This is a genomic window from Caballeronia hypogeia (genome assembly GCF_001544875.2).
GTDB classification, from domain to species: domain Bacteria; phylum Pseudomonadota; class Gammaproteobacteria; order Burkholderiales; family Burkholderiaceae; genus Caballeronia; species Caballeronia hypogeia.
The window spans coordinates 1-23607 of record NZ_FCOA02000003.1; the positions used below are offsets into that span (position 1 = coordinate 1).

Genomic DNA, 23607 nt, shown 5'->3' on the forward strand with positions numbered 1-23607 from the left:
GACATCAAGGACCCGACGCAGAACATCGTGTGGGTCACGCCGGAAGGCGGCGGCGGGCCGAACTATCCGAATATGTAATTTCTGCTTCGCCAAATAAAACGGGCGCCGGGTTTCAAACCGGCGCCCGCTTTTTTATGGGTCGATTTACTTCGTGGGCGCCTGCGCCGCGATCTTCGGCGTGCCGACCACCACGTCGCCGCATTGCGCGCGATGACGCAGCGCGTGATCCATCAGCACGAGCGCAAGCAGCGCTTCGGCGATCGGCGTGGCGCGGATGCCCACGCACGGATCGTGACGGCCGAAGGTTTCGACGGTGGCGGCAATGCCTTCCTTGTCGATCGACTGACGCGGGGTGCGAATGCTCGACGTCGGTTTGATCGCGATGGACACCGTGATGTCCTGCCCGCTCGAAATGCCGCCGAGAATGCCGCCGGCGTTGTTCGTCGCGAAGCCTTCGGGCGTCATCTCGTCGCCGTGCTGCGAGCCGCGCTGCGCGACGCTTGCGAAACCCGCGCCGATCTCGACGGCCTTCACGGCGTTGAGTCCCATCATCGCGTGGGCGATGTCGGCGTCGAGCCGGTCGTACAGCGGTTCGCCCAGGCCGACAGGCACGCCCGTCGCGGTCACTTCGATGCGCGCGCCGACCGAATCGCCGTCGCGGCGCAGATTGTCCATGTATTCCTCGAGCTGCGGCACGATCTCCGCGTTCGGCGAGAAAAACGGGTTCTCACGCACGTGCGACCAGTCGATGAACGGAATCTCGACTTCGCCAAGCGCGCCCATGCAGCCGCGCGTTTCGAGCCCGAACTTCTCGCGCAGCCATTTCTTCGCGACCGCGCCGGCAGCGACGGTCGGCGCGGTCAGACGCGCCGACGAACGGCCTCCGCCGCGGTAATCGCGCACACCGTACTTTTGCCAATAGGTGTAGTCCGCGTGACCCGGACGGAACGTCTGCGCGATGTTGCCGTAATCCTTGCTGCGCTGATCCGTGTTGCGGATCAGGAGCGCGATGGGCGTGCCGGTCGTCACGCCTTCGAAGACACCGGAGAGAATTTCGACCTGATCCGGTTCCTGCCGCTGCGTTACGTGGCGCGAGGTGCCGGGGCGGCGGCGGTCCAGTTCGATCTGGATGTCGGCTTCCGTGAGCGCCATGCCCGGCGGGCAGCCGTCGATCACGCAGCCGATCGCCGGACCATGCGACTCGCCGAAATTCGTGACGGTGAAGAGCGTGCCAAGGGTATTGCCGGACATGAGCGTCGACCTGAAAAAAGTGTCGGGGGAAACCGTTATTATGCCAGCGGCATCGTACTCAGCGCCGCGCGCCGCGTAGTTCGGCCACCACTTGCTGCAGATGCTCGGGCGTCGCATCGGCGGGCGCGATCGGCTGGCCAACCGCGAGCGTGAGGCGCGTCATCGCGCCGCGCCGGATCGGACGCGGCCATTGCGCGTCTTCCTGATGCGAGAACACGCTGCCCCACAGGCCGCGCAGCGCCATGGGCACGACGGGCGCGGGATGGCGCCGCAGAATCTCCTCGATGCCGTGGCGGAACGGATTGATGTCGCCGGTGCGCGTCAGCTTGCCTTCGGGAAAGATGCAGACCAGATCGCCTTCTTCCAGCGCCCGCCCGCATGCGACGTAAGCGCGTTCGAGCATGCCGGCGTCCTCGTGCGCGGGCGCGATCGGAATCGCCTTCCCATGCCTGAACATCCAGCCGATGAACGGCGTGCGAAAGATACGGTGATCCATCACGAAGCGGATCGGGCGCGGGCTCTCGGCCATGATGACGAGCGCATCGACGAAACTCACGTGATTGCACACGAGCACGGCCGCGCCGTGCGCCGGAATACGCTCCGCGTCGACGAGACGAATGCGATAGAACGTGTGCACCAGAATCCACGCGATGAAACGCAGCAGAAATTCCGGCACGAGCGAATAGATATACGCGGCGACGACGACATTGAGCAGCGCCGTCGTGAGAAACAATCCCGGAATGCCGACGCCGAACGACGTGAGCGCGAGCGCCATGACCGCCGAGACGATCATGAAGAACGAGTTGAGGATGTTGTTCGCCGCAATGATGCGCGCGCGATGCGTCGGCTGACTGCGCGCCTGGATCAGCGCGTAGAGCGGCACACTGTAGAAGCCGCCGAACATCGCGAGCAGGAACAGGTCCGCGAGAATGCGCCAGTGCGGCAGCGCGATCAGGAATTCGCCCACATTGAGCAAGTGCCCCGCCGGCGCGATGCGATGACTCGCGAAGAACAGATCGATCGCAAACACGCTGATGCCGATCGAGCCCAGCGGCACGAGTCCGATCTCGACGCGCCGTTTCGACAGGCGCTCGCACAACAGCGATCCCGTGCCGATGCCGATGGAAAACGTCGCGAGCAGAATGGTCACGACATCGGGATCGGCTGACAACACATCCTTGGCGAAATTGAAGAACGACGTGAGAAAGGTCGCGCCGACGAACCACAGCCACGAGATGCCGAGCAGGCTCAGAAACACTGTGCGGTCGCCTTTCGCGAGCCTGAGATTGCGCCACGTCTCCGAGACCGGATTCCAGTTGATGCGCAGATCCGGTTGCGACGCCTCCGACTTCGGCACGAACGCGGACGCGATTCGCCCGATGATCGCGAACCCGATGCACGAGACCGCGAGCAGCATCGCGCCGTGTTCGGATGCGCCCGCCGCCGCCCCGCCGATGATCGTGCCGATGAGAATCGCGACGAACGTGCCCATCTCGACGAGCCCGTTACCGCCCACGAGCTCATGCGAATCGAGATGCTGGGGCAGGTACGCGTACTTCACCGGCCCGAAGACGGTCGAATGCACGCCCATCAGGAAAGTGCACGCGTAGAGCAAAGGCGCGCTGTGCAGCAGAAAACCCGCGCCGCCGATCAGCATCACGACGATCTCGAAGCTCTTCACGAGGCGCGCGAGCACGGCCTTGTCGTACTTGTCGGCAATCTGGCCGGAAGTCGCGGAGAACAGCACGAACGGGACGATGAAAATCGCGGAGATCAGGAACGCGGCGGTCTTCGGATCGACGCCGGAGAAGCGCGCGGCCTGAAACGTGACGAGAGACGTGAAGCCGACCTTGAACACATTGTCGTTCATCGCGCCGAGAAACTGCGTCCAGAAGAACGGCGCAAAACGCCGCTCGCGCAGCAGGCGGAACTGGCTTTCGCTTTCTGTGGGGGCGCGTCGGGAGGCGCGCGACTGTGCGCGCAGCGGATTGTCACTCATGTCGTTCGGGATTGTGATGTCCGGTGTTGACCGCTTGATGAAGGCGCATCGAATGCGCGCTGCGATCGAATCCGGATGAAACGGAAACCGTGCCTTCTGTGCCGGACGAGGCCAGACGAAAAAAAGCGCGCCGATCGGGCGCGCTTCGGATGATGTGTAGCGGTCGGATTCAAACCTGGACGGAACTCAGGCGCCGGCCGCATAACGACAACGGCGTTGCGGCGAATCTCAGCGCGCCTCTTCCGGCTGCTCGGGCCAGTCGCGAATGTAGGCCTTCAGCATGCGGTTCTCGAAACCCTGCTCTTCCACGACGGCCTTGGCCACGTCGTAAAAGGAGATGACGCCCATCAACTGACGCTTCTCCATGACCGGCAGATAGCGCACGTGATGCTCGAGCATCATGCGGCGCACTTCGTTGACGTCCGTTTCCGGCGTGCACGTGAGCGGATGGTCGTCCATGATCTTGCGGATGGTGGTGGTGCCGACCGAGCCGCCGTTGTCGCGCAAGGTCAGAATGATCTCGCGGAACGTCATCATGCCGACCAGGTCGCCGTACTCCATGACGACGAGCGAGCCGATGTCGTGCGCGGCCATCGTGTCGATCGCGTCGGAGAGCGGCGTATCGGGTGTCACGGTGAACAGCGTATTGCCCTTCACCTTAAGAATGTCGCTGACTCGCATGACTGTCTCCTCGCGAAATGCCCGGCACTGATGCCTTACGTAGATGAAACCACTATTCGATGCTATCGGAAAGGCCCATAAAAGGAAAGTCAGCACGCCCGGATCGGCCGGTCGGACAAGCCTCTGCGCGATTTTTGACAAGCGTTCGCCCTAGGTTTGGGCCCGCGCATCCGATGTTACGATGATTGACCCTCATTTCCGCCGCATGCCGGCGCTCAGGCGCCGGCCGTCAACGATGCCAGCCAACCGTTTCGACACGCTCGCGCTGCACGCGGGCGCCGCGCCCGATCCCGCCACCGGCGCCCGGGCGACGCCGATTTATCAGACCACCTCGTTCACCTTCCGCGACTCGGATCACGCGGCCGCGCTCTTCAACATGGAGCGCTCCGGGCATGTGTATTCGCGCATCTCGAATCCGACCGTCGCGGTGTTCGAGGAGCGCGTGGCGGCGCTCGAAGGCGGCGCGGGCGCGATCGGCACGGCGAGCGGCCAGGCCGCGCTGCATCTCGCGATCGCCACGCTGATGGGCGCGGGTTCTCACATCGTGGCATCGAGCGCGCTCTACGGCGGCTCGCACAATCTGCTGCATTACACGCTCAGACGTTTCGGCATCGAAACCACCTTCGTGCCGCCGCACGATCTCGACGCCTGGCGCGCCGCCGCGCGACCCGACACGCGGCTGTTCTTCGGCGAGACGCTCGGCAATCCTGGCCTCGACGTGCTCGACATCGCGGGCGTCGCGGAAATCGCGCACGAGCACGGCGCGCCTTTGCTGGTCGATTCCACCTTCACGACGCCCTATCTGCTGCGTCCGTTCGAACATGGCGCGGACCTCGTCTATCACTCCGCGACCAAGTTTCTGGGCGGACACGGGACGACAATCGGCGGCGTGCTCGTCGATGGCGGCACGTTCGACTTCGCGAGCGGGCGTTATCCGGAATTCACCGAGCCCTACAATGGTTTCCACGGCATGGTGTTCGCCGAGGAAAGCACGGTCGCGCCGTTCCTGCTGCGCGCGCGACGCGAAGGTCTGCGCGATTTTGGCGCATGCCTGCATCCGCAGGCCGCCTGGCAACTGCTGCAAGGCATCGAAACCTTGCCGCTGCGCATGGATCGGCATGTCGCGAATACGCGCAAGGTGATCGAGTTCCTGCTCAAGTCGCCAATGGTCGAAAGCGTCGCCTATCCCGAATTGCCGACGCACCGCGATCACGCGCTGGCCGAGCGCCTCCTGCCGCGCGGCGCGGGCGCGGTATTCAGCTTCGACCTGAAGGGCGGCGTGCCGGCCGCGCGTATGTTCATCGAATCGCTCGCGCTGTTTTCGCATCTGGCGAATGTCGGCGACGCCCGCTCGCTCGTGATCCATCCCGCGTCGACGACCCATTTCCGCATGGACGCCGCCGCGCTCGCCGCGGCGGGCATCGGGCCGGGACGCATCCGCCTGTCGATCGGGCTGGAAGATCCGGATGATCTCATCGACGATCTGAAGCGCGGGCTGAAGGCCGCGCAGAAGGCCATCGAACGCGGCCAGGACGCGAGCGGCGCCGCGCCGCTCGGGAGCCGCACATGATCCTCGACCTCGATGGCCGCGCCGCTTACGCGTACACCGGCGGCAAGCCCTTCGACGCGGCGCGTCCCGCCGTCGTGTTCCTTCACGGCGCGGAGCACGATCACAGCGTCTGGGCCTTGCAGACGCGCTATTTCGCGCATCACGGCTTCAGCGTGCTGGCGCTCGACCTGCCGGGCCACGGGCGCAGCGACGGGCCCGCGCTCTCGAGCATCGGCGCACTCGCGGACTGGGTCATCGCCGTGCTCGACGCGGCGAAGGTGCAAAAGGCGATCTTCGTCGGCCACAGCATGGGTTCACTGATCGCGCTCGACGCTGCATCGCGCCATTCCGCGCGATCGATCGGCCTCGCCCTGCTCGCCACCGCCGCGCCGATGACGGTCTCCGACACGCTGCTCGACGCCGCCCGCGAGCACGAGCCCGAGGCGATCGACATGGTCAACCAGTGGTCGCATTCGACGCTCGCCGCGAAGCCGTCGAGCCCCGCGCCGGGCTTCTGGCTGCAAGGCGTGAATCAGCGGCTGATGGAACGCGTGAGCCTGCTCGGCGAAGCGCAGCTTTTCCACACCGATTTCAGCGCGTGTAATAACTACGCGGATGCGGTGGAGCGCGCCAGCGCCGTGCGCTGCCCGGTGTGCTTGATGAGCGGCAAGCGCGACGTGATGACGCCGCCGCGCGCCGCCCGTCCGCTGGTCGATGCGTTCAGGAAAGCAGGAGCTTCCGTGCAGACGGTGGAACTGGAAGCCGGTCACGCGCTGATGTCCGAACAGCCCGACGCGACGCTCGACGCGCTTTTCGGCTTCGCGCTCGCCTGCGCGAAGCCACCAGCAAAACCGGTCTGAAAGCGCGCGTGCGGCAGGCCGCGCACGCCCTTCTCGCGCGCTTGCGTGGCGCCGGTTGCGGTCGCAGAATGATTCTTGCTGCGTGATTGTCAGGAAGCGTCAGGCATCGACGGGCAGCGTCAGGCAGGCGTCACACAGGGAGGCCGTCATGGCTCATACCGCACACGGAGAACATTTCGCGAACTTCGCCGAGTTCTACCCCTTTTACCTCGGAGAGCACAGCAATCTGGTCTCGCGCCGGCTGCATTTCGTGGGCTCGCTCGGCGTGATCGGGTGCCTCGCGATGGCGCTCGCGACGGGCGACTGGCTCTGGCTGCCCGCGGCCGTGGTCTGCGGCTACGGGTTCGCGTGGGTCGGCCATTTCTTCTTCGAGAAAAATCGCCCAGCTACGTTTCGCCATCCGATTTACAGCCTGATGGGCGACTGGGTGATGTTCAAGGACATCTGCATCGGCAAGGTTTCGCTCTGACCCGAAGCGAGCGCTTTCAGGCCGGCTGCTCCGGCATCGACGGACGCGGCGCATCGCGCAACCGCGCGCTCGTGAGCGCCGACGCCCGCGCCGCGATCAGCGAGCCGAGCGTGATCTCCAGCTTCTCGTTATCGAGCGCGTCCATGAGCGCGACGCAATCCACCTGCGCCATGTCCAGCTTCAGTTGATACGTCAGTTCCGCCCGGTCGATGACGAACTGCTCGAAAAGCATCGTCACCGTGATCTGATTCGGATTGGCGATCAGCACATAGCGCGGCATGCGCGAATCCTCCAGTCTGCCGATCCAGCCGAGCGCGTCGAGCCGCGCGATCAGGCGCGTGGAGGTGTCGAGATCGCAGCGCGCCATGCGCGAAAGCTCCATTGCCGTGTAGCCGGGCTTGCCCTCCTCGCGCGCCTCGACGAGCCGCGCGAGAATTTCCAGCGCATCGAGCAGATCGCTGCCGGGAAAGTCGCGGCGATGATACTGCCCGGTGCGGATCGCGGGCAGCGCGGAGGTCACCATCGCGCCGACGAGCGCGATCATCCAGCACAGATACACCCACAACAGGAACACGGGCAGCGCCGCGAACGCGCCATACACGGCGGTGTAAGTGGGAATGCGCCGCACGTAATAACCGAAGCCACGCTTGCCGAGTTCGAACGCGACCGCCGCGATCAGGCCGCCGACGAACGCATCGCGCCACTCGACCTTGCAGTTGGGCATGTACACATAAAGGATCGTGAAGGCGATGACCGTCAGCGGCAACGAGACGCCCGTGAGCGCCCATTCGACGATCGGCGGCATCAGGTTGTGCGACCCTGCGAACGCGACCGAATGCGCGAACACATAGGAGGAGATGGACAGACTGCAGCCGAAGAGAATCGGCCCGAGCGTGATGATCGACCAGTACACGAGCACGCGCTGCGCGAACGGGCGCGGCTTCTTCACCCGCCAGATCACGTTGAACGCGGATTCGACCGTCATCATGGTCATGACGGAGGTCACGAACAGGATGATGAGGCCGACGGTGGTAAGCCCCTTCGCCTTCGACGCGAACTGGTTCAGATATTTGAAGATCTGGTCGTTGATCTGCGGCGGCATCAGATGCACGGCGAGGAAATCCTGCAGTGACGCCTGGAACGAGCCGAAGATCGGGAACGCCGTGAAGAGCGCAAACGCGACCGTGGCGAGCGGCACGATCGACAGCACACTCGTGAACGTGAGGCTGCCCGCCACTTGCGCGACGCGGTCCTCGCCGCTGCGCCGCGCGACGAATCCGGCGAGACGCCGGACCGCCGCGAAATCGATGGAAAGGTGCTGCAAACGCTTCTCCCGTCGTCGCGGTCCGGCACACGTCGAGGTGCGCGCCGCCACGATAATCACTCAATACCTATAATAGCCGTTCACTGAAAAAGCCTTATGAACGACATCCTCGTGCTCTATTACAGCCGTCATGGCGCGACCCGCGAACTGGCGCTCGCAATCGCCCAGGGCGTCGACAGCGTGCCCGGCATGCAGGCGCGCGTGCGCACCGTGCCGCCCGTTTCCACCGTCTGCGAATCGACGCAGCCCGACATTCCCGCGGACGGCCCGCCCTACGCCGAACTGCGCGACCTCGAAGAATGCGCGGGCCTTGCGCTCGGCTCGCCCACGCGCTTCGGCAACATGGCCGCGCCGCTCAAGTATTTCCTCGATGGCACCACGCCCCAATGGCTCTCGGGCGCGCTCGCCGGCAAGCCCGCCAGCGTATTCACCTCGACCGGCAGCCTGCACGGCGGCCAGGAAAGCACCCTTCTCTCGATGATGCTGCCGCTGCTGCACCACGGCATGATGATCGTCGGCATTCCGTACACGGAGTCGCGCCTCACTACGACGCAAAGCGGCGGCACGCCCTACGGCGCGTCGCATCATGCGCGCATGGGCGATGACAGCCAGCGCCACGGCATCTCCGCCGATGAAAAAGCGCTCGCGATCGCGCTCGGCGCACGGCTCGCGCGCACCGCGCTCAATCTCGTGCGCGGCGCCCGCGCGGCGTGAACCAGCCGATGAACGCCCCCGCCACCTCGGACTCGCAGCCCAACGCGGCGTTCGCATTCGCCGCGCTCGCGAGCCTGCTCGCGCTGATCGCGCTGTCGCTCTTGTGGGAGCTCTGGCTCGCGCCGGTGCGCCCCGGTGCGTGGGCGCTCGCGCTGAAAGCGCTGCCGCTCGCCTGCGCGTTGCCGGGCGTCGCACGCAAGAGCCTGTACACGCTGCAATGGGCGTCGATGCTCGTACTGCTCTACTTCGCGGAAGGCATCGTGCGCGGCATGAGCGATGCGGGTCTTTCAGCAACGCTCGCGTGGCTCGAGGCACTGCTGGCGCTCACGTTCTTCGTCTGCGCGCTCGTCTACGTGGCGCCATTCAAGCGCGCGGCCCGCATGAACGCCCGTGCGAAAAAAAGCTGACTCGCTCGCTTTTTTGACGTCTGCGTGCTCCAGACCTGATGCTTTTTAGCACGGAATGCCATACAGCGCGCGTGCCTATGCCATTCGGACGAGGTTCGCGCGCCAGCGCGCTGCGCGATACTGTCGACTATGCCGCACCTGAATCTCAAGCCCTAGCCCATGACCGCATCTCAAGCATTCATCGCTGCCTGCATCGACCTGCTCGGCGCGCCGCACGTTCTGACCGACGATCACGACGCCGCGCCCTATGTCACCGACTGGCGCAAGCGCTATCGAGGTAGCGCCTGCGCCGTGCTGCTGCCCGCCGACACCGGGCAGGTCGCCGCCGTCGTGCGGCTCGCGCGCGAGCATCGCGTAGCGCTCGTGCCGCAGGGCGGCAACACCGGCCTCGCCGGCGGCGCGACGCCGGATGAGAGCGGCGCGCAGGCGCTCATCAGCCTGAAGCGGCTCAATCGCGTGCGCGGCATCGACCCGCACAACAACACCATCACGGTCGAAGCGGGCGTCGTGCTTGCCGAGATTCACGCGCACGCAGCGAGCGCGCAGCGGCTCTTTCCGCTGAGTCTCGCCGCAGAAGGCAGTTGCACGATCGGCGGCAATCTTTCGACCAACGCGGGCGGCACCGGCGTGCTGCGTTACGGCAATACGCGCGAGTTGTGCCTCGGCCTCGAAGTCGTGACGCCGCAAGGCGAAATCTGGGACGGGTTGCGGGGCTTGCGCAAGGACAACACCGGCTACGATCTGCGCGATCTGTTCATCGGCGCTGAAGGCACGCTCGGCATCATCACGGCGGCGGTCATGAAGCTGCATCCCGCGCCGGTCGCGAAAGTCACGGCGCTCGCCGGACTCGCGTCGCCGCACGCCGCGCTCGATTTCCTTTCACTCGCGCAGGATCACGCGGGCGCGCTCCTCACCGGCTTCGAGCTGATGTCCGATTTCTCGATGCGCCTCGTCGGCCGGCATTTCCCGCAGTTGCGTTATCCGTTCGGTGAGCCGCACGGACAGACCGTGCTGCTCGAACTCTCCGACAGCGAAAGCGAAGCGCACGCGCGCGCCCTCTTCGAACGGCTTATGGAAGAGGCGCTGGAGAAAGGCATCGTGGAGGATGCGGTCGTCGCGGAAAGCCTCGCACAATCGCGGGCGTTCTGGGACTTGCGCGAACACATCCCGCTCGCGCAGGCGGAGGAAGGACTGAACATCAAGCATGACATCGCAGTGCCCATTTCGAGCATCGGCCGCTTCATCGACGAAACCGATGCGATCATCGCGAAGGCTGTGCCCGGCGCGCGCATGGTGACCTTCGGCCATCTCGGCGACGGCAATCTGCACTACAACGTGCAGGCGCCGGAAGGCGTCGATCAGAAGCAGTTTCTCGAACAATGTCAGACGCCGATCAACGCGCTCGTATACGACCAGGTGCACCGGCATCGTGGCAGCATCAGCGCCGAGCATGGTCTCGGCCAGTTGAAGGTGGATGAAGCGATGCACTACAAGTCGCCGGTGGAAGTGCGCCTGATGCAGACCATCAAGGCCGCGCTCGATCCGGACAACCTGATGAACCCGGGCAAGGTCGTGCGCTGGAACGCGCCTCAGGCCGAGGAGAACGCAGCATGAAGATTCGCGTGCTGTCGGACCTGCATCTCGAATGCGACGAGCCGCTGGCGATTCCCTATGCCGAAGCCGATCTCGTCGTGCTCGCGGGCGACATTCATAACCACGCAGAAGGCCTGCGCTGGGCAGCCGAGAATTTCGATTCCGATGTGCCTGTCATCTACGTGCCCGGCAATCACGAGTACTACGACGCGGAATTCGGCGCGATGGAAGCGGCGATGCATGACGCCGCGCGCAGCGTCGACAACGTGCACTATCTGAACAACGCGTCGCTGGTGGATCGGCGTGGCGCGTGGCGCGTGCTCGGCACGACGCTCTGGACCGACTTTGCGCTGTTCGGCCCGGACGACGAGGCGATCGAAAAGGCCAAGCAGGCCTGCACGAAAGTGATGCTCGACTACAAGGGCCTCATTCAACTCGCGTGGCCCGAACCTGACGGCGAGCCGCGCGAATTCGCACCCGACGACTCGCTTGCGCTGCACGAACAGTCGCGCGCGTGGCTCGAAAGCGAGCTCGCAAAGCCCTTCGCGGGACAGACGATCGTCGTTACGCACCATGCACCGATGCGCCAGAGCCTCGCGCCGAAATACGCGGAAGATCTCGTGTCGGCGGGCTTCGTCAATCATCTGCCGACGCTCGCGCGCGCGCCCGCATCGCTCTGGATTCACGGACACACGCATACATCGTTCGATTACGAAGTGAACGGCACGCGCGTGGTGTGCAATCCGCGCGGATACTTCAGCCGGCGCGAACAGCGCTGGGAGAATCCGGACTTCGCGTGGGACAAGGTCGTCGAAATCTGAAGTAGCAGATCATAGGCATCATCCCGAGGTTGGACTTTGCGGAGGAACGCCATGTGCGGCCGAATCAGCCAGTACCGACTGCCGATGCATTATGCGCAACGCCTGCATCTGAAAAATCCGTTCGTGCTCGTGGATGCCGCAGACCGGCGGCCCGGCTATAACCTGTCGCCCGGCACGCATCCGCTCGCCGTTTATCCGGACGAAACCATCCGCGCGGTGCATTGGGGCTACTGCCCGCCGTGGGCCATCCAGAAGAAGCTGCCGCAGACGATCAACGCGCGCGTCGAGACCGCAGCGACGAGCGCGTACTTCAAGCATTTGTGGAAAAAAGCGCGCATTCTCGTGCCGGCCGACGGCTGGTTCGAATGGCGCACCGAGCCGCAGCCGGGCGATGCGCCTTCGAAGCCCTTCAAGCAGCCCTACTTCATTCAACGCGCCGACGGCGAGCCGATGTACCTGGCGGCGCTCACCAGCATCATGCGCGACGAAGATGCCGCAGCAGCGGGCGCGGGCTTCGTGATCGTGACGGCCGCCGCCGACGAAGGTCTGATCGACGTGCACGACCGCCGCCCGCTCGTGTTCTCACCGGCCGTCGCGCGGCGCTGGCTCGATCCGGGCGCATCGCTCGACGATCTCGCGGGCCTCGTCAAATCGGACGGTGTGCCGGCGTCGCACTTCGTCTGGCATCGCGTGTCGAGCGACGTGAATCGCGCGACCAACGACGAGCCGCGTCTTATCGAGCCGCTCGAAACGCTGCTGTAAACCCGGTCAGCGGTTGTACGGATCGCGCATGCGGCGCGCCCGAGCGTCGCGGTCGTCGTCGATTCGAATCGGCATGAGACGCCGTTTCGCGTCGCGTTCGGACTGGGCGCGCATGGCGTTGAAGAGATCGCGTGACGCCGGAACGGCGATCAGCACCAAGAGCGCGGCAAGGGCGAGCAAGAGTGGCGTACTCATGTGACTTATCCCGGTAAAAGATGCGAATGTTCGAGTGCTGAAAGTATCAAGCTGCGGACAATCTGTGAGTAAGCAAGTGTTGCGCCGCGCCTTTTTTCGTAACCGAACGCTCCTCGCGTCTTCTTGCGCACATTACGTGACGACGAATTCCTTCAGCGATTCCTCGTCGGCGGCCAGCGTGTCGGGCAGCGCCTCGCGCAGAAACTCCACCCATGTGCGAATTTTCGCGTCGAGATACTGGCGCGACGGATAGAGCGCGTACACGTTCAGCTCCTGCATCGTGTATTGCGGCAGCACGCGCACCAGCGTGCCCGCGCGCAGGCCCGGCAGCGCCGATGAAGTCGGCAGCACGCCGATCCCCATGCCCTCGCGGATCGCGACCACCATCGCCTCGGCGACATTCACCGTAAACGTCGACGGGCCGAGGCTCACGGTTTCCTGGCCGTTCGGGCCGTCGAAGATCCAGCGGTCCGGCGGAAACACCGGTGTCATCAGATGCAGGCACGTGTGGCGCACCAGATCCGACAGCACGTGCGGCGCGCCATGCTGTTCGATATACGCCGGCGACGCGCAGGCGATGCTGAAGATCGAGCCGAGGCGCGCGGAGACGAGTCCGGAATCCGGCAGATCGGAGGCGAGCACCACCGACACGTCATAGCCTTCGTCGAGCAGATCCGGCACGCGCTGCGCGAGCGTCAGATCGACCTGCACCGACGGATGACGCTGCTGGTAGCGCGAGATCATCGGCACGACGTAGTGCTGGCCGAAGCTCGTCATCGAGTGGACTTTGAGCTTGCCCGACGGGCGCGCGTGGGCGTCGCCCGCCTCGGCTTCGGCCTGATCGACATAAGCGAGGATCTGCTCGCAGCGCTGCAAGTAGCGCTCGCCCGCCTCGGTGAGCGCGATGCGGCGCGTCGTGCGGTTGAGCAGGCGTGCGCGTAGATGCGCCTCCAGATCCGACACGGCCCGCGATGCGTAGGCCGTCGTGGTGTTGAGATGCTGTGCGGCTGCCGTGAAGCTGCCCGCTTCGACGACCCGCACGAATACGCGCATGTTTTGGAGCGTGTCCATGGCGCTTTCCCGGCTTCAAGAACTGTTCGTGGGTCGAATTGTTGCACGTCTGGCAACAACGATTATCACAGCCACTGTAAAAATGCTTTGCATTCTTACCGGTTATTCGACAATCTCCGCAAAAATATAATCACTTCCTTGAATCTAATTCGTTTTTGGGAGTGAATCGTGCGAGGGCGAGTGATCAGTAAGACTGCTTCAGCCACGGTTCTTACAGCAATCTTAACAATTGCCGGGTGTGCCAGCACGGGCCAGGTCGCGCCGCAGGATTCGCTCAAGGAAGCATCGACGCTAGACGTGGGCAGCGCCATCCGCGCCGCCAATGCCGACGCGCAATGGCCCGCCGAACAATGGTGGCAGGCCTATCGCGATCCGCAGCTCGATCAGTGGATCGCGCGTGCGACCGCCGGCAGCCCGACGCTCAAGATGGCCGCGGCGCGCGTGCGCGAAGCGCAGCAGCAGGCGGGCGTCGCGCATTCGGCGCTGCTGCCGCATGTCGATGCCGGCATGAGCATCGCGCGCAAGAACTGGCCCAACAACGATTTCTACGGCCCTGGCCCCTACGCCGACACGACGACCTGGGACAGCACCGCCGCCCTCACGCTCTCCTACGACCTCGATCTCTGGCATCGCGACGACAACGCCGCCGAAAGCGCGCTCGATGTCGCCCACGTGCGCGCCGCCGATGCGCGCGCCGCGCAGCTCGAACTGGAGACGAACATCGTGCGCGCGTACATCGGCTTTTCGCAGGGATTCGCGCTGCTCGACATCGCGCAGGACACGCTCGCGCAACAGGAACGCATCGCGGATCTCGCACGGCGGCGTCTGAAGGGCGGCCTCGGCACGCAGCTCGAAGTGAGCCAGGCGGAAGCGCCGTTGCCCGAATACGAGCGTCAGGTCGATATCTACAAGGAAGAGATCGCGCTCGCCCGCAATCAGCTTGCCGCGCTCGCGGGCGAAGGCCCGGGCGCGGGCGAAGCGCTCACGCGTCCGGCCTTGTCGCTCGCGACTCCGCTGCCCTTGCCTTCCGCCCTGCCCGCCGAACTGGTCGGCCATCGCCCGGATATCGTCGCGGCGCGCTGGATGGTGGCGGCGCAGGCGCGCGGCATCGATGTCGCGAAGGCCGGCTTCTATCCGAACATCAATCTCGCGGCTTCGCTCACGCAGGCGTTCGCCGGCGGCGCGCTGCTCAGCTTTCTGACGAGCAAGGCGTCGGGTTACAGCTTCGGCCCGGCGATTTCGCTGCCGATCTTCGAGGGCGGGCGTCTGCGCGCGCAACTCGGCGCGGCCTCGGCGCAATACGATCAGGCCGTCGATCACTACAACGCGACGCTCGTCGCCGCGCTCAAGGATATCGCCGATCAGGTCGTGCGCGTGCATTCGCTCGACACGCAGCTCGAAGCTTCCGGCCGCTCGGTCGCCGCCGCGCGCAAGAGCTACGATCTCGCCAACGAAGGCTACAAGCGCGGCCTCACCGATTACCTGAACGTGCTCATCGCGCAGGCGCAGTTGCTCAAGGCGCAGGACGGACAGGCTCGCGTGCGCGCGCAACGACTCGCTTCGTACGCGACGCTCACATCGGCGCTCGGCGGCGGCATCGACGATCCGTCGAACGGGCCGGATGAAATCGCGCTCGCGCCGTCGCAGCACATCGGACCGTTCAGCCGCCTGGGCCAGGCCAAGAACGACGCGAAGCAGAAGTAAGGCGGCGCTCATGTCCACCACTTCTTTCGATCGATCACAACGCGCCTCGCTCATCGACGCGTTCGCCGACTGGGCCCGCACCGACGGGCTCGCGTGGGTCTATATCTTCAAGGCCGTGCTCGCGGCGCTGCTGTCGCTGTGGATCGCGATGCGCCTCGACATGCAGCAGCCGCGCACCGCGATGACCACCGTGTTCGTCGTGATGCAGCCGCAAAGCGGCATGGTGCTCGCGAAGAGTTTCTATCGTTTCTGCGGCACGATGGTCGGCCTCGTCGTGATGATGATCTTCATCAGCCTGTTCGCGCAGCAGCCGGTGCTGTTTCTCAGCGCGACGGCGCTGTGGGTCGGCATATGCACGGCGGGCGCGGCCCGCAATCGCAACTTCCGTTCCTACGGCTTCGTGCTCGCGGGTTATACGGCCGCGCTGATCGGCATTCCGGCGGCGCAGCATCCGGATGGCGCGTATCTGTCGGCGCTCACGCGGGTCGGCGAAGTGACGCTCGGCATCGTCTGTTCGGGCGCGGTGAGCGCGCTGATCTTTCCGCAGCACGCGGGCGAACAGGTGCGGACCACGGTGCGGCGGCGCTTCACGGAATTCGTCGACTACGTGTGCCGCGCGCTGTCGGGCAGCATGGAGCGCGTGCAGATCGAGCGCACCAATCTCGCGTTCGTGTCGGATATCGTCGGCTTCGAGGCCGCGCGCAGTGTCGCCGTGTTCGAGAACCCCGAATCGCGCATGCGCGGCGGACGGCTCGCACGCCTGAACAGCGAGTTCATGAGCGCATCGACCCGCTTCCACGCGCTGCATCAGTTGATGAACCGGCTGCGCGAAAGCGCCTCCGATACGACCATCGCCGCGCTCGAACCGTTCTTTCGCGAAGTGCCCCCGCTGCTGCTGGTGTCGGGCGAACCGGTGCGCAATGCCGCCGACGCGGCACACGCGGCCGCTCAACTGCGCGACTACAAGACGACGTTGCCCAAGCGCGTGCGCGCCGCCCGCACGATGCTCGAAGCGAATCCCGGCTTCGTGCAACTGGAATTCGATACCGCGTCCGAACTGTTGTATCGCTTCGTCGATGACATGCTCGCGTATGCGGAAACCTATGCGTCGCTGAGCGCGCCGTCGCACGAACGCGAGCGCTGGGTCGCGCGCTATGTGCCGAAAACCAACATGTTCGCCGCGGCCATCTCCGGACTGCGCGGCGCGGTCGTGATGTTCATCCTGTCGGCGTTCTGGATCGAGACCGCGTGGCCGAGCGGCGGCACGATGGTGCTCAACGCCGCCGCCGTGTGCGCGCTCGCGTCGTCGTCGCCGCGTCCGGCGCTGATGTCGGCGCAAATGGCCATCGGCACGATGCTCGCGTCCGCCGTCGGCATGATCGTGGTGTTCGGCGTGTTTCCGCATATGGACGGCTTCGCGCTGATGTGCGCCGCGCTCGCGCCCGCTCTGCTGCTCGGCGCGTATCTGAGCACGCGGCGTGCGCTCGCGGGCGTGGGCATCGGCTTTTGCATTTTCTTCTGCTTTCTCGCGGGGCCGGACAACCTCGTGCATTACGATCCGACCAGCTTCATGAACGATGCGCTCGCGCTCGTGCTGTCGATGATCGTCGCCGCGATCGCCTTCGCCGTGCTCCTGCCGACCGATGCGCCGTGGCTGCGCCGCTTGCTGCTCGCCGATCTGCGCCGCGAAGTCATCAACGCGCGGCGCGGCAGGCTCGCGTCGCTCACGACGCACTTCGAAAGCCGCACGCGCGACTTGCTCGCGCAAATCAACGCGCTCGCCGCCGGCCGCCCCGACCTGCAGCGCGACGCCTTGCAGTGGCTTTTCGCGGTGCTCGAATTCGGCAACGCGGTGATCGACCTGCGGGGCGAGATCGCGGGCGTGCCGCGCGAACCGCACTACGGCGCATCGATGCCGTGGCGGCGCTCCGTCGATGCGACGCTCGATGCCGTCGCGCGCCTCTTCGATCGCCCGAAAGCGAAGCGCTTCGACGCCGCGCTCGCCGCGACCGAGCGCGCGATCGCCGACACGCGCGACCTGCTTGCCCTGCTCGATCCGCCGCGCGAGGAACGGCACAGGCTGCAGCGCATCGCGAGTCATCTGCATTTCATCCGTACCGCGCTGCTCGATCACGCGTCGCCGTTCGCACAGTTCGCGCCTGCCCAGAAACACACGCCCGAAGGAGCGCCCGATGTTCCCGCGTAATGTCGCGATCCTCGAAGCCTATGTGCCGACGATCCTCCTGCTCTTCATCGCCGGCGCGATGATCACCTGGATCGTCGATCGCGTGCTCGCGCTGACCGGTCTATATCGCGTGGTCTGGCATCCGGCGCTGTTTCGCGCCAGCCTGCTCGTGTGCATCTGCGGCACGCTCGGGCTGGTGGCGTATCGCTGAACGGCGTCCCTCTCATACAAGCTGAAAGAGTTGCATCATGCTTATTAGAAAAATCATCGGTCTGATTCTGACCATCGCGATCTTCGCCACAGCGCTCGTCATCGGGCGCGTCCTGTGGGTGCACTACATGGACGAGCCCTGGACGCGCGATGGCCGCGTGCGCGCGGATGTCGTCAACGTCGCGCCGGACGTGTCGGGCGCGGTCGTTCAGTTGCCGGTCCGCGACAACCAGCTCGTGAAGAAAGGCGATCTGCTGATGGAAATCGATCCGTCGCACTATCAGATCGCGGTCGAGCAGGCGCAGGCCAATGTCGCCGCGCGCGCCGCCGAGCTGCGCATGCGCCGTGCGGACGCCGCGCGCCGCGCCGACATGGACAGCCAGGTCGTGTCGAAGGAAGCGCGCGAGAACGCGATGCAGACCGCATCGGGCGCCGAAGCGCAGTTGCAGCAGGCCAACGCCGCGCTGGACGCCGCCAAGCTCAATCTGGAGCGCACCAGGGTGTATTCGCCGGTGGACGGCTATGTGACGAACCTGAACGTGTTCCGCGGCGACTACGCGACGGCGGGCGCGGCGAAGCTCGCGATCGTCGACAGTCATTCGTTCTGGGTCTATGGCTACTTCGAGGAAACCAAGCTGCCGCACGTGCGTGTCGGCGACAAGGCTGCCGTGCGGCTGATGAGCGGCGGCGAGCTGAAGGGTCACGTGGAGAGCATTTCGCGCGGCATCTATGACCGCGACAATCCGCAAAGCCGCGAACTGCTCGCGGATGTGAACCCGACCTTCAACTGGGTGCGGCTCGCGCAGCGCGTGCCGGTGCGCGTGCATATCGACGAGGTGCCGGAGGGCGTGCTGCTGAGCGCGGGGACGACGTGTACGGTGGTGATTGCGCCGTCGAGTTGAGCGCTTGCCACAAGACGCAAAAAAGCCCGCTGTGGATCGCTCCGAGCGGGCTTTTTCACATCCATCGACGCGAGCGGCTTACTTCAACACCACCTTCACATCGAAGTACTTCGCGGCGAAGCGGTCGATGGTGCCGTCGTCCTTCAGCTCCTTCAGCGCGCGATTGAGCGCTTCCTTGAGCGCGCGGTCGTTCTTGCGCACGCCGAAGCCCACGCCGGAACCGAGCAGCTTGTCATCGGTCACGGCCGGTCCCGCGAACGCGAAGCCCGCGCCCTGCGGCTGCTTCAGAAAGCCCTTCGACGCCGCCTCGGCATCCTGGAACGCCGCGTCCAGCCGGCCCGACGCCAGATCCGCATAGATCTGATCCTGCGCCTGATACGACTCGACATCGATGCCCGCCGTCGCCCACTTCGCCTTCGCGTAGGTTTCCTGAATCGAGCCCTGCAGCACGCCGACGCGCTTTCCTTTGAGACCTTCAACGGTCGGCTGGATCGTGCTGCCCTTCTTCGCGATCAACTGGTTCGGGATCGTGTAGATGGGATCGGTGAAATCGATCGCGACCTTGCGCTTGTCGGTGATCGTCATGTCCGAGTTGATGCCGTCGAACTTGCGCGCCTGCAACGCGGGGATCAGACCATCGAACGAATTCTCGACCCAAACGCACTTCACCTTGAGCTTCGCGCACACCGCATTGCCGATGTCGATATCGAAGCCCTGCAATTCGCCGCTCGGCGACTTCGACTCGAACGGCGCATACGACGCCTCGACGCCGAAGCGCAGTTCCTTCATGTCACTCGCGGCCTGCGCGTTCAGCGTGGCGACGCCCGTGGCGACCGTTGCGCCCAGAAGCGCGAACGCGGCGAGCTTGCGACCGATCAGATGCTTGTTTCTCAACTTCCATCTCCTTCCATTGCAATTCGATTCAAGTGCTTGAAATGCAGGCTCTTTCGCAGCCTGCGAAGCATCGCGGCACAAAAATCCACGTTCGAACGTGGGACCGCGAAGTGATGCGTCGCATCAAACACAGGGGCGCGATTGTAGCGCGCGCGAACCGGCGAGGCGGCGATTCGCGCGACTCAGACGAGAGAAGCCAGCGTGGCGTCGGTCGTATCGACGACCATCAAACCGGCGCGCAAGCCCGGCTTCACTTTCGCATTCGGAAACACGATGCGCTCTTCATCGTGCGACACGCGATAGCGATACTCGCCATCGTGCGCGAGCTCGGTGCCCGCGGCGAACGCGGTGAAGTTCGGCACATTGGCTGCGACGTTCAGCACGAAGTGCTCGCTCTTCTTGTCGATTTGCGCGACCACGGTGAACACGCGCAACGGCGCGCGCTCCGCCGCCGCCACGCCCGCTACGAGACGACGCAACGCCGCATCCGACGCCGCAAAGCGCGCGAGATCGTTCTGGCCGAACGGCCGCACCTTGCCGAGTTCGAGCGTGCACGCGAGCGCGTCAGCGTGCGCCGCCGTGAAGTGCGTGAACGTGTTGCCCTTTTCGCGATGCAGAAGCACCGCCTGCAGCCGCGCGTCGCGCAGCCAGTCGAACATCGCGCGGGACAGCGGCGCGCCGGTATGCGGCAGAAGCGCGAACTGCTCGAACACCGAAGCGCGGATCGCCGTATGCATGTCGATGTGCCATTTCGCGTGCATGACACCATCGAAAAAATGCAGCGCGGCACGTTCCAGAACGGCTGCGCGCGGCGCTTCACGGCTCGTGTCGAAGCGCGCATGACGGCCGCTGAAGAGACGATTCAGGTCGTCATCCATGTAGCGTTCGCCCGCGCGCATTGCGTCGATATTGCCGAGGATCACCAGCATGCGCGCGGCAAGCGGAGCGCGGCCGCTTGCGATATCCGAGACGAGACGCGACAGGATTTCGATGGGCGCGGTTTCATCGCCATGAATGCCCGCCGAGGCGAGCACGCTCAGCGCGGGCGCGTGCGCGGGTTCGAGCAACAGCATGCCCTCGCCCTGCCACGTCCAGCGCACGCCCGAACGAGCGGTGCCGTTCCGCGCTTCGGGGCGGTTGCCCGCGAGCGTGAACGCGACGAAATCGTCGAGCAGAGATGAATCAGCGCTGGAAGTCATAGACCGCACCGAGTCCGAGAATCGTGGTCAGTTCATCGAGCGCCGCGCGCGACTCGGCGAGCAGCTTCGGGTCCGCGAGATCGGCGGGCGCAATACGGTCGCGGTAATGCGTGTCGATCCACGCATCGAGCCGCGTGAAGAGCGCGTCGTTCATCCACGCGCGCGGGTTGACCGCCGCGCGCTCCGCCTCGTTCAGCACGACGCGCAGACGCAGACACGCCGGACCGCCGCCGTTCTTCATGCTTTCGCGCAGATCGAAGACGAGCACTTCGTCGATCGGCGTCTTGCGCGAGGTCAGCGAGTCGAGATAGGCCGCCACGCGCGCATTCTCGCGGCACTCTTGCGGCACGACGAGCAACTGACGCCCATCAGCGCTCGACAACAACTGACTGTTGAACAGATACGACGAAACCGCGTCCTCCACGCTCACTTCGCTTTCCGGCACTTCGAGCGCGTCGAACTTCGAGCCGTGCGCGTCGAGCTTCGTGCGCAGTTCGTCGTAAACCTTTTGCTGATCGACGAACGCGCGCTGGTGACAAAACAGCGTCGTGCGGTTGCCGACCGCGATCACGTCGTTGTGGAACACGCCGGCGTCGATCACTTCGGGCGTTTGTTGCGCGAACACCGTGGCGTCGTCCGAAAGCCCGTGCAGACGCGCGACCGCGCGGCTCGCCTCCAGGGTCTGACGCGCGGGATAGCGCTGCGGCTGCGGTCCCTGACCGTACTCGCTGCGCCCGTACACGAAGAATTCGACGCCGCGCTCGCCATACTCGCGCGCGAAACGCGTGTGATTCGCCGCGCCCTCGTCGCCGAGCGCGGGCGTGCCGGGCAGCGCGTGATGAATGCGAAAGCGCGCTTCATCGGCGAAGATCGCGCCGAGGGTGCGGCGCGTTTCGCCATGCTCGATCGCGCGATGCAGCTTCGCGGCGAGGTTAGCGGGCGTGAAGTGCACACGTCCGTCGGCCGTGTCCGACGATGGACTCACGGTTGCTGCATTCGCGGTCCACATCGCCGATGCGGAGCTCGCCGCCGCCAGCAACTCGGGCGCTTCGCGCGCGGCGCGAGCGATCACCGAGGCGTCGTCGCCGGTGAAACCGACGTCGCGCAACAGCCTGACCGAGGGCCTCTCGAGCGGCGGCAGCACGCCCTGATGGAAGCCCAGGTCGGCAAGCCGCTTCATCTTGCGCAAGCCCTGCTTCGCGGCGGCCTTCGGATTCGCCACCGACTTCTCGTTGCTGCGCGACGCGACATTGCCGAACGAGAGTCCCGCGTAGTTGTGCGTCGGGCCGACCAGCCCGTCGAAATTCGCTTCGGTTGCAAGCATGTTCGTTTCCCGCTGCTCAGAACGTAAGTCCCGGCGAAACGCTCGCCGGCATCTGCAGTTGCGCGCTCTCCACCGACGCCATCGGATACGAGCAATAGTCGGCTGCGTAGTACGCGCTCGGACGCTGATTGCCCGAGCGCCCGACGCCGCCGAACGGCGCCGCCGACGACGCACCGTTCGTCGGCCGGTTCCAGTTGACGATGCCCGCGCGAATCGTGCGCTGGAAATGCTTCCACGAGGCTTCGTCGTCGGCGAGCAGGCCGGCGGAAAGGCCATAGGCGGTGTCGTTGGCGCGCGCGATGGCGTCATCGAATGTCTTGTAGCGCGTGAGTTGCACCATCGGGCCGAAGTGTTCTTCGTCGGGCACGTCGCGAGCGTTCGTCACGTCGAGGATCGCGGGCGAGACGAAGCCGAGATGCGCCGCGCGCTGCTTCATTTCGAGCAAAGGCCGCGCTCCGCGCCCGATCAGATCCGTCTGCGCCTGCACGAGACGCGCCGCCGCGCGCGCTGAAATCACCGCGCCCATGTAGGGCTGCGGCTCTTCATCGAACGTGCCGACGCGAATCTTCGCGCTCACCTCGACGAAGCGCTGCACGAAGCGCTCGCCGTTGGCGTCGTCGGGAACGAAGAGGCGCCGCGCGCAAGTGCAGCGCTGCCCCGCCGACAGAAACGCCGACTGGATCGCGTGATGCACGGCGGCATCGATGTCTTCCACTTGCGCCACGACCAGCGGATTGTTGCCGCCCATCTCCAGCGCCAGCACGATCTCCGGCCGGCCGCCGAACTGCTTGTGCAACAGCGTGCCCGTATCGGAGCTGCCGGTGAAGAACAGGCCGTCGATCTGACGATGATTCGCGAGCGAAACGCCCGTATCTTTCTCGCCTTGCACGAGATTGAGCACGCCTGCGGGCAGCCCCGCCTGATTCCACAGCGCGATGGTCGCTGCCGCGACGCCGGGCGCCAGCTCCGATGGCTTGAACACCACCGCGTTACCCGCGATCAGCGCCGGCACGATATGCCCGTTGGGCAGATGTCCCGGAAAGTTGTACGGCCCGAACACGGCAACGACGCCATGCGGACGATGCCGCAGCACCGCGACGCCATCTGCCATTGGCGCACGCTTCTCGCCGGTGCGTTCGTGATACGCCTGCACGGAGATATCGACCTTCGCGGCCATCGACGCCACTTCGGTGCGCGCTTCCCACAGCGGCTTGCCGGTCTCGCGGCCGATCTGCGCCGCGAGCGTGTCCTTGTGTTCGTTGAGCAGCGCGGCGAAGCGTTTAGCGATCGCGACGCGTTCATCGAACGAAAGCGCGGACCACGAAGCGAACGCGCGCCGCGCCGAACTCACCGCGCGATCCACGTCTTGCGCCGATGCGCTCTTGCCTTGCCATACGGTCTCATCGGTGCCCGGATTGCGCGATGCGAACGCCGCGCCCTTTCCTTCCTGCCAGTCACCGTTGATATACAACTGGTTCGAGATGTCCATGTCG

General features: G+C 65.2%; 23 protein-coding genes. 13 read left to right on the forward strand and 10 right to left on the reverse strand.

The window, feature by feature from the left end:
- Positions 1 to 78, forward strand: a 78-nt coding sequence (locus AWB79_RS40995; protein ID WP_148092509.1) for a 4Fe-4S dicluster domain-containing protein, incomplete at its 5' end; no start/stop codon positions are given.
- Between the two features lie 66 nt (positions 79 to 144).
- Here AWB79_RS40995 and aroC read toward each other — a convergent pair.
- From aroC to AWB79_RS06070, 3 genes are all read right to left on the reverse strand, one after another.
- Positions 145 to 1251: a chorismate synthase gene (aroC, locus tag AWB79_RS06060; RefSeq protein ID WP_061166517.1), complete on the reverse strand. Its 1107-nt coding sequence runs from the start codon at positions 1249 to 1251 to the stop codon at positions 145 to 147.
- 58 nt (positions 1252 to 1309) lie between these two features.
- Positions 1310 to 3250, reverse strand: a complete 1941-nt coding sequence (locus AWB79_RS06065) for an MFS transporter (protein ID WP_061166518.1) — start codon at positions 3248 to 3250, stop codon at positions 1310 to 1312.
- Between the two features lie 228 nt (positions 3251 to 3478).
- Positions 3479 to 3931 carry a CBS domain-containing protein gene (locus tag AWB79_RS06070; protein ID WP_061166519.1) on the reverse strand — a complete coding sequence of 151 codons (453 nt, stop codon included), beginning with the start codon at positions 3929 to 3931 and terminating at the stop codon, positions 3479 to 3481.
- Positions 3932 to 4166: 235 nt separating this feature from the next.
- Between AWB79_RS06070 and AWB79_RS06075 the strand changes: the two genes are divergently transcribed.
- From AWB79_RS06075 to AWB79_RS06085, 3 genes are all read left to right on the forward strand, one after another.
- Positions 4167 to 5501: an O-acetylhomoserine aminocarboxypropyltransferase gene (locus AWB79_RS06075; protein WP_061166978.1), complete on the forward strand. Its 1335-nt coding sequence runs from the start codon at positions 4167 to 4169 to the stop codon at positions 5499 to 5501.
- A complete protein-coding gene (locus tag AWB79_RS06080) occupies positions 5498 to 6340 on the forward strand; it encodes an alpha/beta fold hydrolase (RefSeq protein WP_061166520.1) in 843 nt (280 codons plus the stop codon). Before AWB79_RS06075 ends, AWB79_RS06080 begins: the two co-directional genes overlap by 4 nt.
- 148 nt (positions 6341 to 6488) lie before the next feature.
- Entirely contained in the window at positions 6489 to 6809 is a 321-nt protein-coding gene (locus tag AWB79_RS06085) for an Mpo1-like protein (RefSeq protein ID WP_061166521.1), read from the forward strand.
- Positions 6810 to 6825: 16 nt separating this feature from the next.
- Here the strand turns inward: AWB79_RS06085 and AWB79_RS06090 are convergent, their stop codons facing one another.
- Positions 6826 to 8133, reverse strand: a complete 1308-nt coding sequence (locus AWB79_RS06090; RefSeq protein WP_061166522.1) for a YihY family inner membrane protein — start codon at positions 8131 to 8133, stop codon at positions 6826 to 6828.
- A 96-nt stretch (positions 8134 to 8229) separates the two neighbouring features.
- On the opposite strand from AWB79_RS06090, the gene wrbA reads away from it, so the two are divergent.
- The 5 genes from wrbA to AWB79_RS06115 all read left to right on the forward strand — a co-directional run bounded on the left by wrbA (position 8230) and on the right by AWB79_RS06115 (position 12430).
- Positions 8230 to 8847 (forward strand): NAD(P)H:quinone oxidoreductase, encoded by a 618-nt coding sequence (gene wrbA, locus AWB79_RS06095; protein WP_061166523.1) that lies wholly within the window; start codon positions 8230 to 8232, stop codon positions 8845 to 8847.
- Between the two features lie 8 nt (positions 8848 to 8855).
- Positions 8856 to 9254, forward strand: a complete 399-nt coding sequence (locus AWB79_RS06100) for a DUF2069 domain-containing protein (protein WP_061166979.1) — start codon at positions 8856 to 8858, stop codon at positions 9252 to 9254.
- Positions 9255 to 9413: 159 nt separating this feature from the next.
- Positions 9414 to 10868 carry an FAD-binding oxidoreductase gene (locus tag AWB79_RS06105; protein ID WP_061166524.1) on the forward strand — a complete coding sequence of 485 codons (1455 nt, stop codon included), beginning with the start codon at positions 9414 to 9416 and terminating at the stop codon, positions 10866 to 10868.
- Positions 10865 to 11668 carry a metallophosphoesterase gene (locus AWB79_RS06110; protein ID WP_061166525.1) on the forward strand — a complete coding sequence of 268 codons (804 nt, stop codon included), beginning with the start codon at positions 10865 to 10867 and terminating at the stop codon, positions 11666 to 11668. The genes AWB79_RS06105 and AWB79_RS06110 overlap by 4 nt, the downstream gene beginning before the upstream one ends.
- A 51-nt stretch (positions 11669 to 11719) precedes the next feature.
- Positions 11720 to 12430 carry an SOS response-associated peptidase gene (locus tag AWB79_RS06115; RefSeq protein ID WP_061166526.1) on the forward strand — a complete coding sequence of 237 codons (711 nt, stop codon included), beginning with the start codon at positions 11720 to 11722 and terminating at the stop codon, positions 12428 to 12430.
- A gap of 6 nt (positions 12431 to 12436) precedes the next feature.
- On the opposite strand, the gene AWB79_RS06120 is transcribed toward AWB79_RS06115, so the two are convergent.
- Both AWB79_RS06120 and AWB79_RS06125 read right to left on the reverse strand, forming a co-directional pair.
- Positions 12437 to 12625 carry a hypothetical protein gene (locus tag AWB79_RS06120; RefSeq protein ID WP_061166527.1) on the reverse strand — a complete coding sequence of 63 codons (189 nt, stop codon included), beginning with the start codon at positions 12623 to 12625 and terminating at the stop codon, positions 12437 to 12439.
- A gap of 132 nt (positions 12626 to 12757) precedes the next feature.
- On the reverse strand, positions 12758 to 13696 hold the full coding sequence (locus AWB79_RS06125) for a LysR family transcriptional regulator (RefSeq protein WP_061166528.1): 939 nt from the start codon (positions 13694 to 13696) through the stop codon (positions 12758 to 12760).
- A 168-nt stretch (positions 13697 to 13864) separates the two neighbouring features.
- On the opposite strand from AWB79_RS06125, the gene AWB79_RS06130 reads away from it, so the two are divergent.
- From AWB79_RS06130 to AWB79_RS06145, 4 genes are read left to right on the forward strand one after another with little or no spacing between them, the layout of a single operon-like run.
- Positions 13865 to 15400 carry an efflux transporter outer membrane subunit gene (locus tag AWB79_RS06130; RefSeq protein WP_061166529.1) on the forward strand — a complete coding sequence of 512 codons (1536 nt, stop codon included), beginning with the start codon at positions 13865 to 13867 and terminating at the stop codon, positions 15398 to 15400.
- A gap of 10 nt (positions 15401 to 15410) precedes the next feature.
- Positions 15411 to 17606, forward strand: a complete 2196-nt coding sequence (locus AWB79_RS06135) for an FUSC family protein (protein ID WP_061166530.1) — start codon at positions 15411 to 15413, stop codon at positions 17604 to 17606.
- Positions 17593 to 17796 (forward strand): DUF1656 domain-containing protein, encoded by a 204-nt coding sequence (locus AWB79_RS06140; protein WP_061134667.1) that lies wholly within the window; start codon positions 17593 to 17595, stop codon positions 17794 to 17796. Before AWB79_RS06135 ends, AWB79_RS06140 begins: the two co-directional genes overlap by 14 nt.
- Positions 17797 to 17833: 37 nt before the next feature.
- Positions 17834 to 18697 carry an efflux RND transporter periplasmic adaptor subunit gene (locus AWB79_RS06145; protein ID WP_061166531.1) on the forward strand — a complete coding sequence of 288 codons (864 nt, stop codon included), beginning with the start codon at positions 17834 to 17836 and terminating at the stop codon, positions 18695 to 18697.
- 78 nt (positions 18698 to 18775) lie between these two features.
- On the opposite strand, the gene AWB79_RS06150 is transcribed toward AWB79_RS06145, so the two are convergent.
- The 4 genes from AWB79_RS06150 to astD all read right to left on the reverse strand — a co-directional run bounded on the left by AWB79_RS06150 (position 18776) and on the right by astD (position 23603).
- On the reverse strand, positions 18776 to 19591 hold the full coding sequence (locus AWB79_RS06150; RefSeq protein WP_374728527.1) for an ABC transporter substrate-binding protein: 816 nt from the start codon (positions 19589 to 19591) through the stop codon (positions 18776 to 18778).
- A gap of 182 nt (positions 19592 to 19773) precedes the next feature.
- Positions 19774 to 20790 (reverse strand): succinylglutamate desuccinylase, encoded by a 1017-nt coding sequence (astE, locus tag AWB79_RS06155; protein WP_061166532.1) that lies wholly within the window; start codon positions 20788 to 20790, stop codon positions 19774 to 19776.
- Complete coding sequence (gene astB, locus AWB79_RS06160) at positions 20774 to 22114, reverse strand: N-succinylarginine dihydrolase (RefSeq protein ID WP_061166533.1); 1341 nt, start codon at positions 22112 to 22114, stop codon at positions 20774 to 20776. The genes astE and astB overlap by 17 nt, the downstream gene beginning before the upstream one ends.
- A gap of 16 nt (positions 22115 to 22130) precedes the next feature.
- Entirely contained in the window at positions 22131 to 23603 is a 1473-nt protein-coding gene (gene astD, locus AWB79_RS06165) for a succinylglutamate-semialdehyde dehydrogenase (protein ID WP_061166534.1), read from the reverse strand.
- Positions 23604 to 23607: the final 4 nt, after the last annotated feature.

Excerpts from the sequence above, each read along its gene's own strand:
- aroC (WP_061166517.1), bottom strand. The coding sequence starts at position 1,251 with ATGTCCGGCAATACCCTTGGCACGCTCTTCACCGTCACGAATTTCGGC.
- AWB79_RS06065 (WP_061166518.1), bottom strand. The coding sequence starts at position 3,250 with ATGAGTGACAATCCGCTGCGCGCACAGTCGCGCGCCTCCCGACGCGCC.
- AWB79_RS06070 (WP_061166519.1), bottom strand. The coding sequence starts at position 3,931 with ATGCGAGTCAGCGACATTCTTAAGGTGAAGGGCAATACGCTGTTCACC.
- AWB79_RS06075 (WP_061166978.1), top strand. The coding sequence starts at position 4,167 with ATGCCAGCCAACCGTTTCGACACGCTCGCGCTGCACGCGGGCGCCGCG.
- AWB79_RS06080 (WP_061166520.1), top strand. The coding sequence starts at position 5,498 with ATGATCCTCGACCTCGATGGCCGCGCCGCTTACGCGTACACCGGCGGC.
- AWB79_RS06085 (WP_061166521.1), top strand. The coding sequence starts at position 6,489 with ATGGCTCATACCGCACACGGAGAACATTTCGCGAACTTCGCCGAGTTC.
- wrbA (WP_061166523.1), top strand. The coding sequence starts at position 8,230 with ATGAACGACATCCTCGTGCTCTATTACAGCCGTCATGGCGCGACCCGC.
- AWB79_RS06100 (WP_061166979.1), top strand. The coding sequence starts at position 8,856 with ATGAACGCCCCCGCCACCTCGGACTCGCAGCCCAACGCGGCGTTCGCA.
- AWB79_RS06105 (WP_061166524.1), top strand. The coding sequence starts at position 9,414 with ATGACCGCATCTCAAGCATTCATCGCTGCCTGCATCGACCTGCTCGGC.
- AWB79_RS06110 (WP_061166525.1), top strand. The coding sequence starts at position 10,865 with ATGAAGATTCGCGTGCTGTCGGACCTGCATCTCGAATGCGACGAGCCG.
- AWB79_RS06115 (WP_061166526.1), top strand. The coding sequence starts at position 11,720 with ATGTGCGGCCGAATCAGCCAGTACCGACTGCCGATGCATTATGCGCAA.
- AWB79_RS06120 (WP_061166527.1), bottom strand. The coding sequence starts at position 12,625 with ATGAGTACGCCACTCTTGCTCGCCCTTGCCGCGCTCTTGGTGCTGATC.
- AWB79_RS06125 (WP_061166528.1), bottom strand. The coding sequence starts at position 13,696 with ATGGACACGCTCCAAAACATGCGCGTATTCGTGCGGGTCGTCGAAGCG.
- AWB79_RS06135 (WP_061166530.1), top strand. The coding sequence starts at position 15,411 with ATGTCCACCACTTCTTTCGATCGATCACAACGCGCCTCGCTCATCGAC.
- AWB79_RS06140 (WP_061134667.1), top strand. The coding sequence starts at position 17,593 with ATGTTCCCGCGTAATGTCGCGATCCTCGAAGCCTATGTGCCGACGATC.
- AWB79_RS06145 (WP_061166531.1), top strand. The coding sequence starts at position 17,834 with ATGCTTATTAGAAAAATCATCGGTCTGATTCTGACCATCGCGATCTTC.
- astE (WP_061166532.1), bottom strand. The coding sequence starts at position 20,790 with ATGACTTCCAGCGCTGATTCATCTCTGCTCGACGATTTCGTCGCGTTC.
- astB (WP_061166533.1), bottom strand. The coding sequence starts at position 22,114 with ATGCTTGCAACCGAAGCGAATTTCGACGGGCTGGTCGGCCCGACGCAC.
- astD (WP_061166534.1), bottom strand. The coding sequence starts at position 23,603 with ATGGACATCTCGAACCAGTTGTATATCAACGGTGACTGGCAGGAAGGA.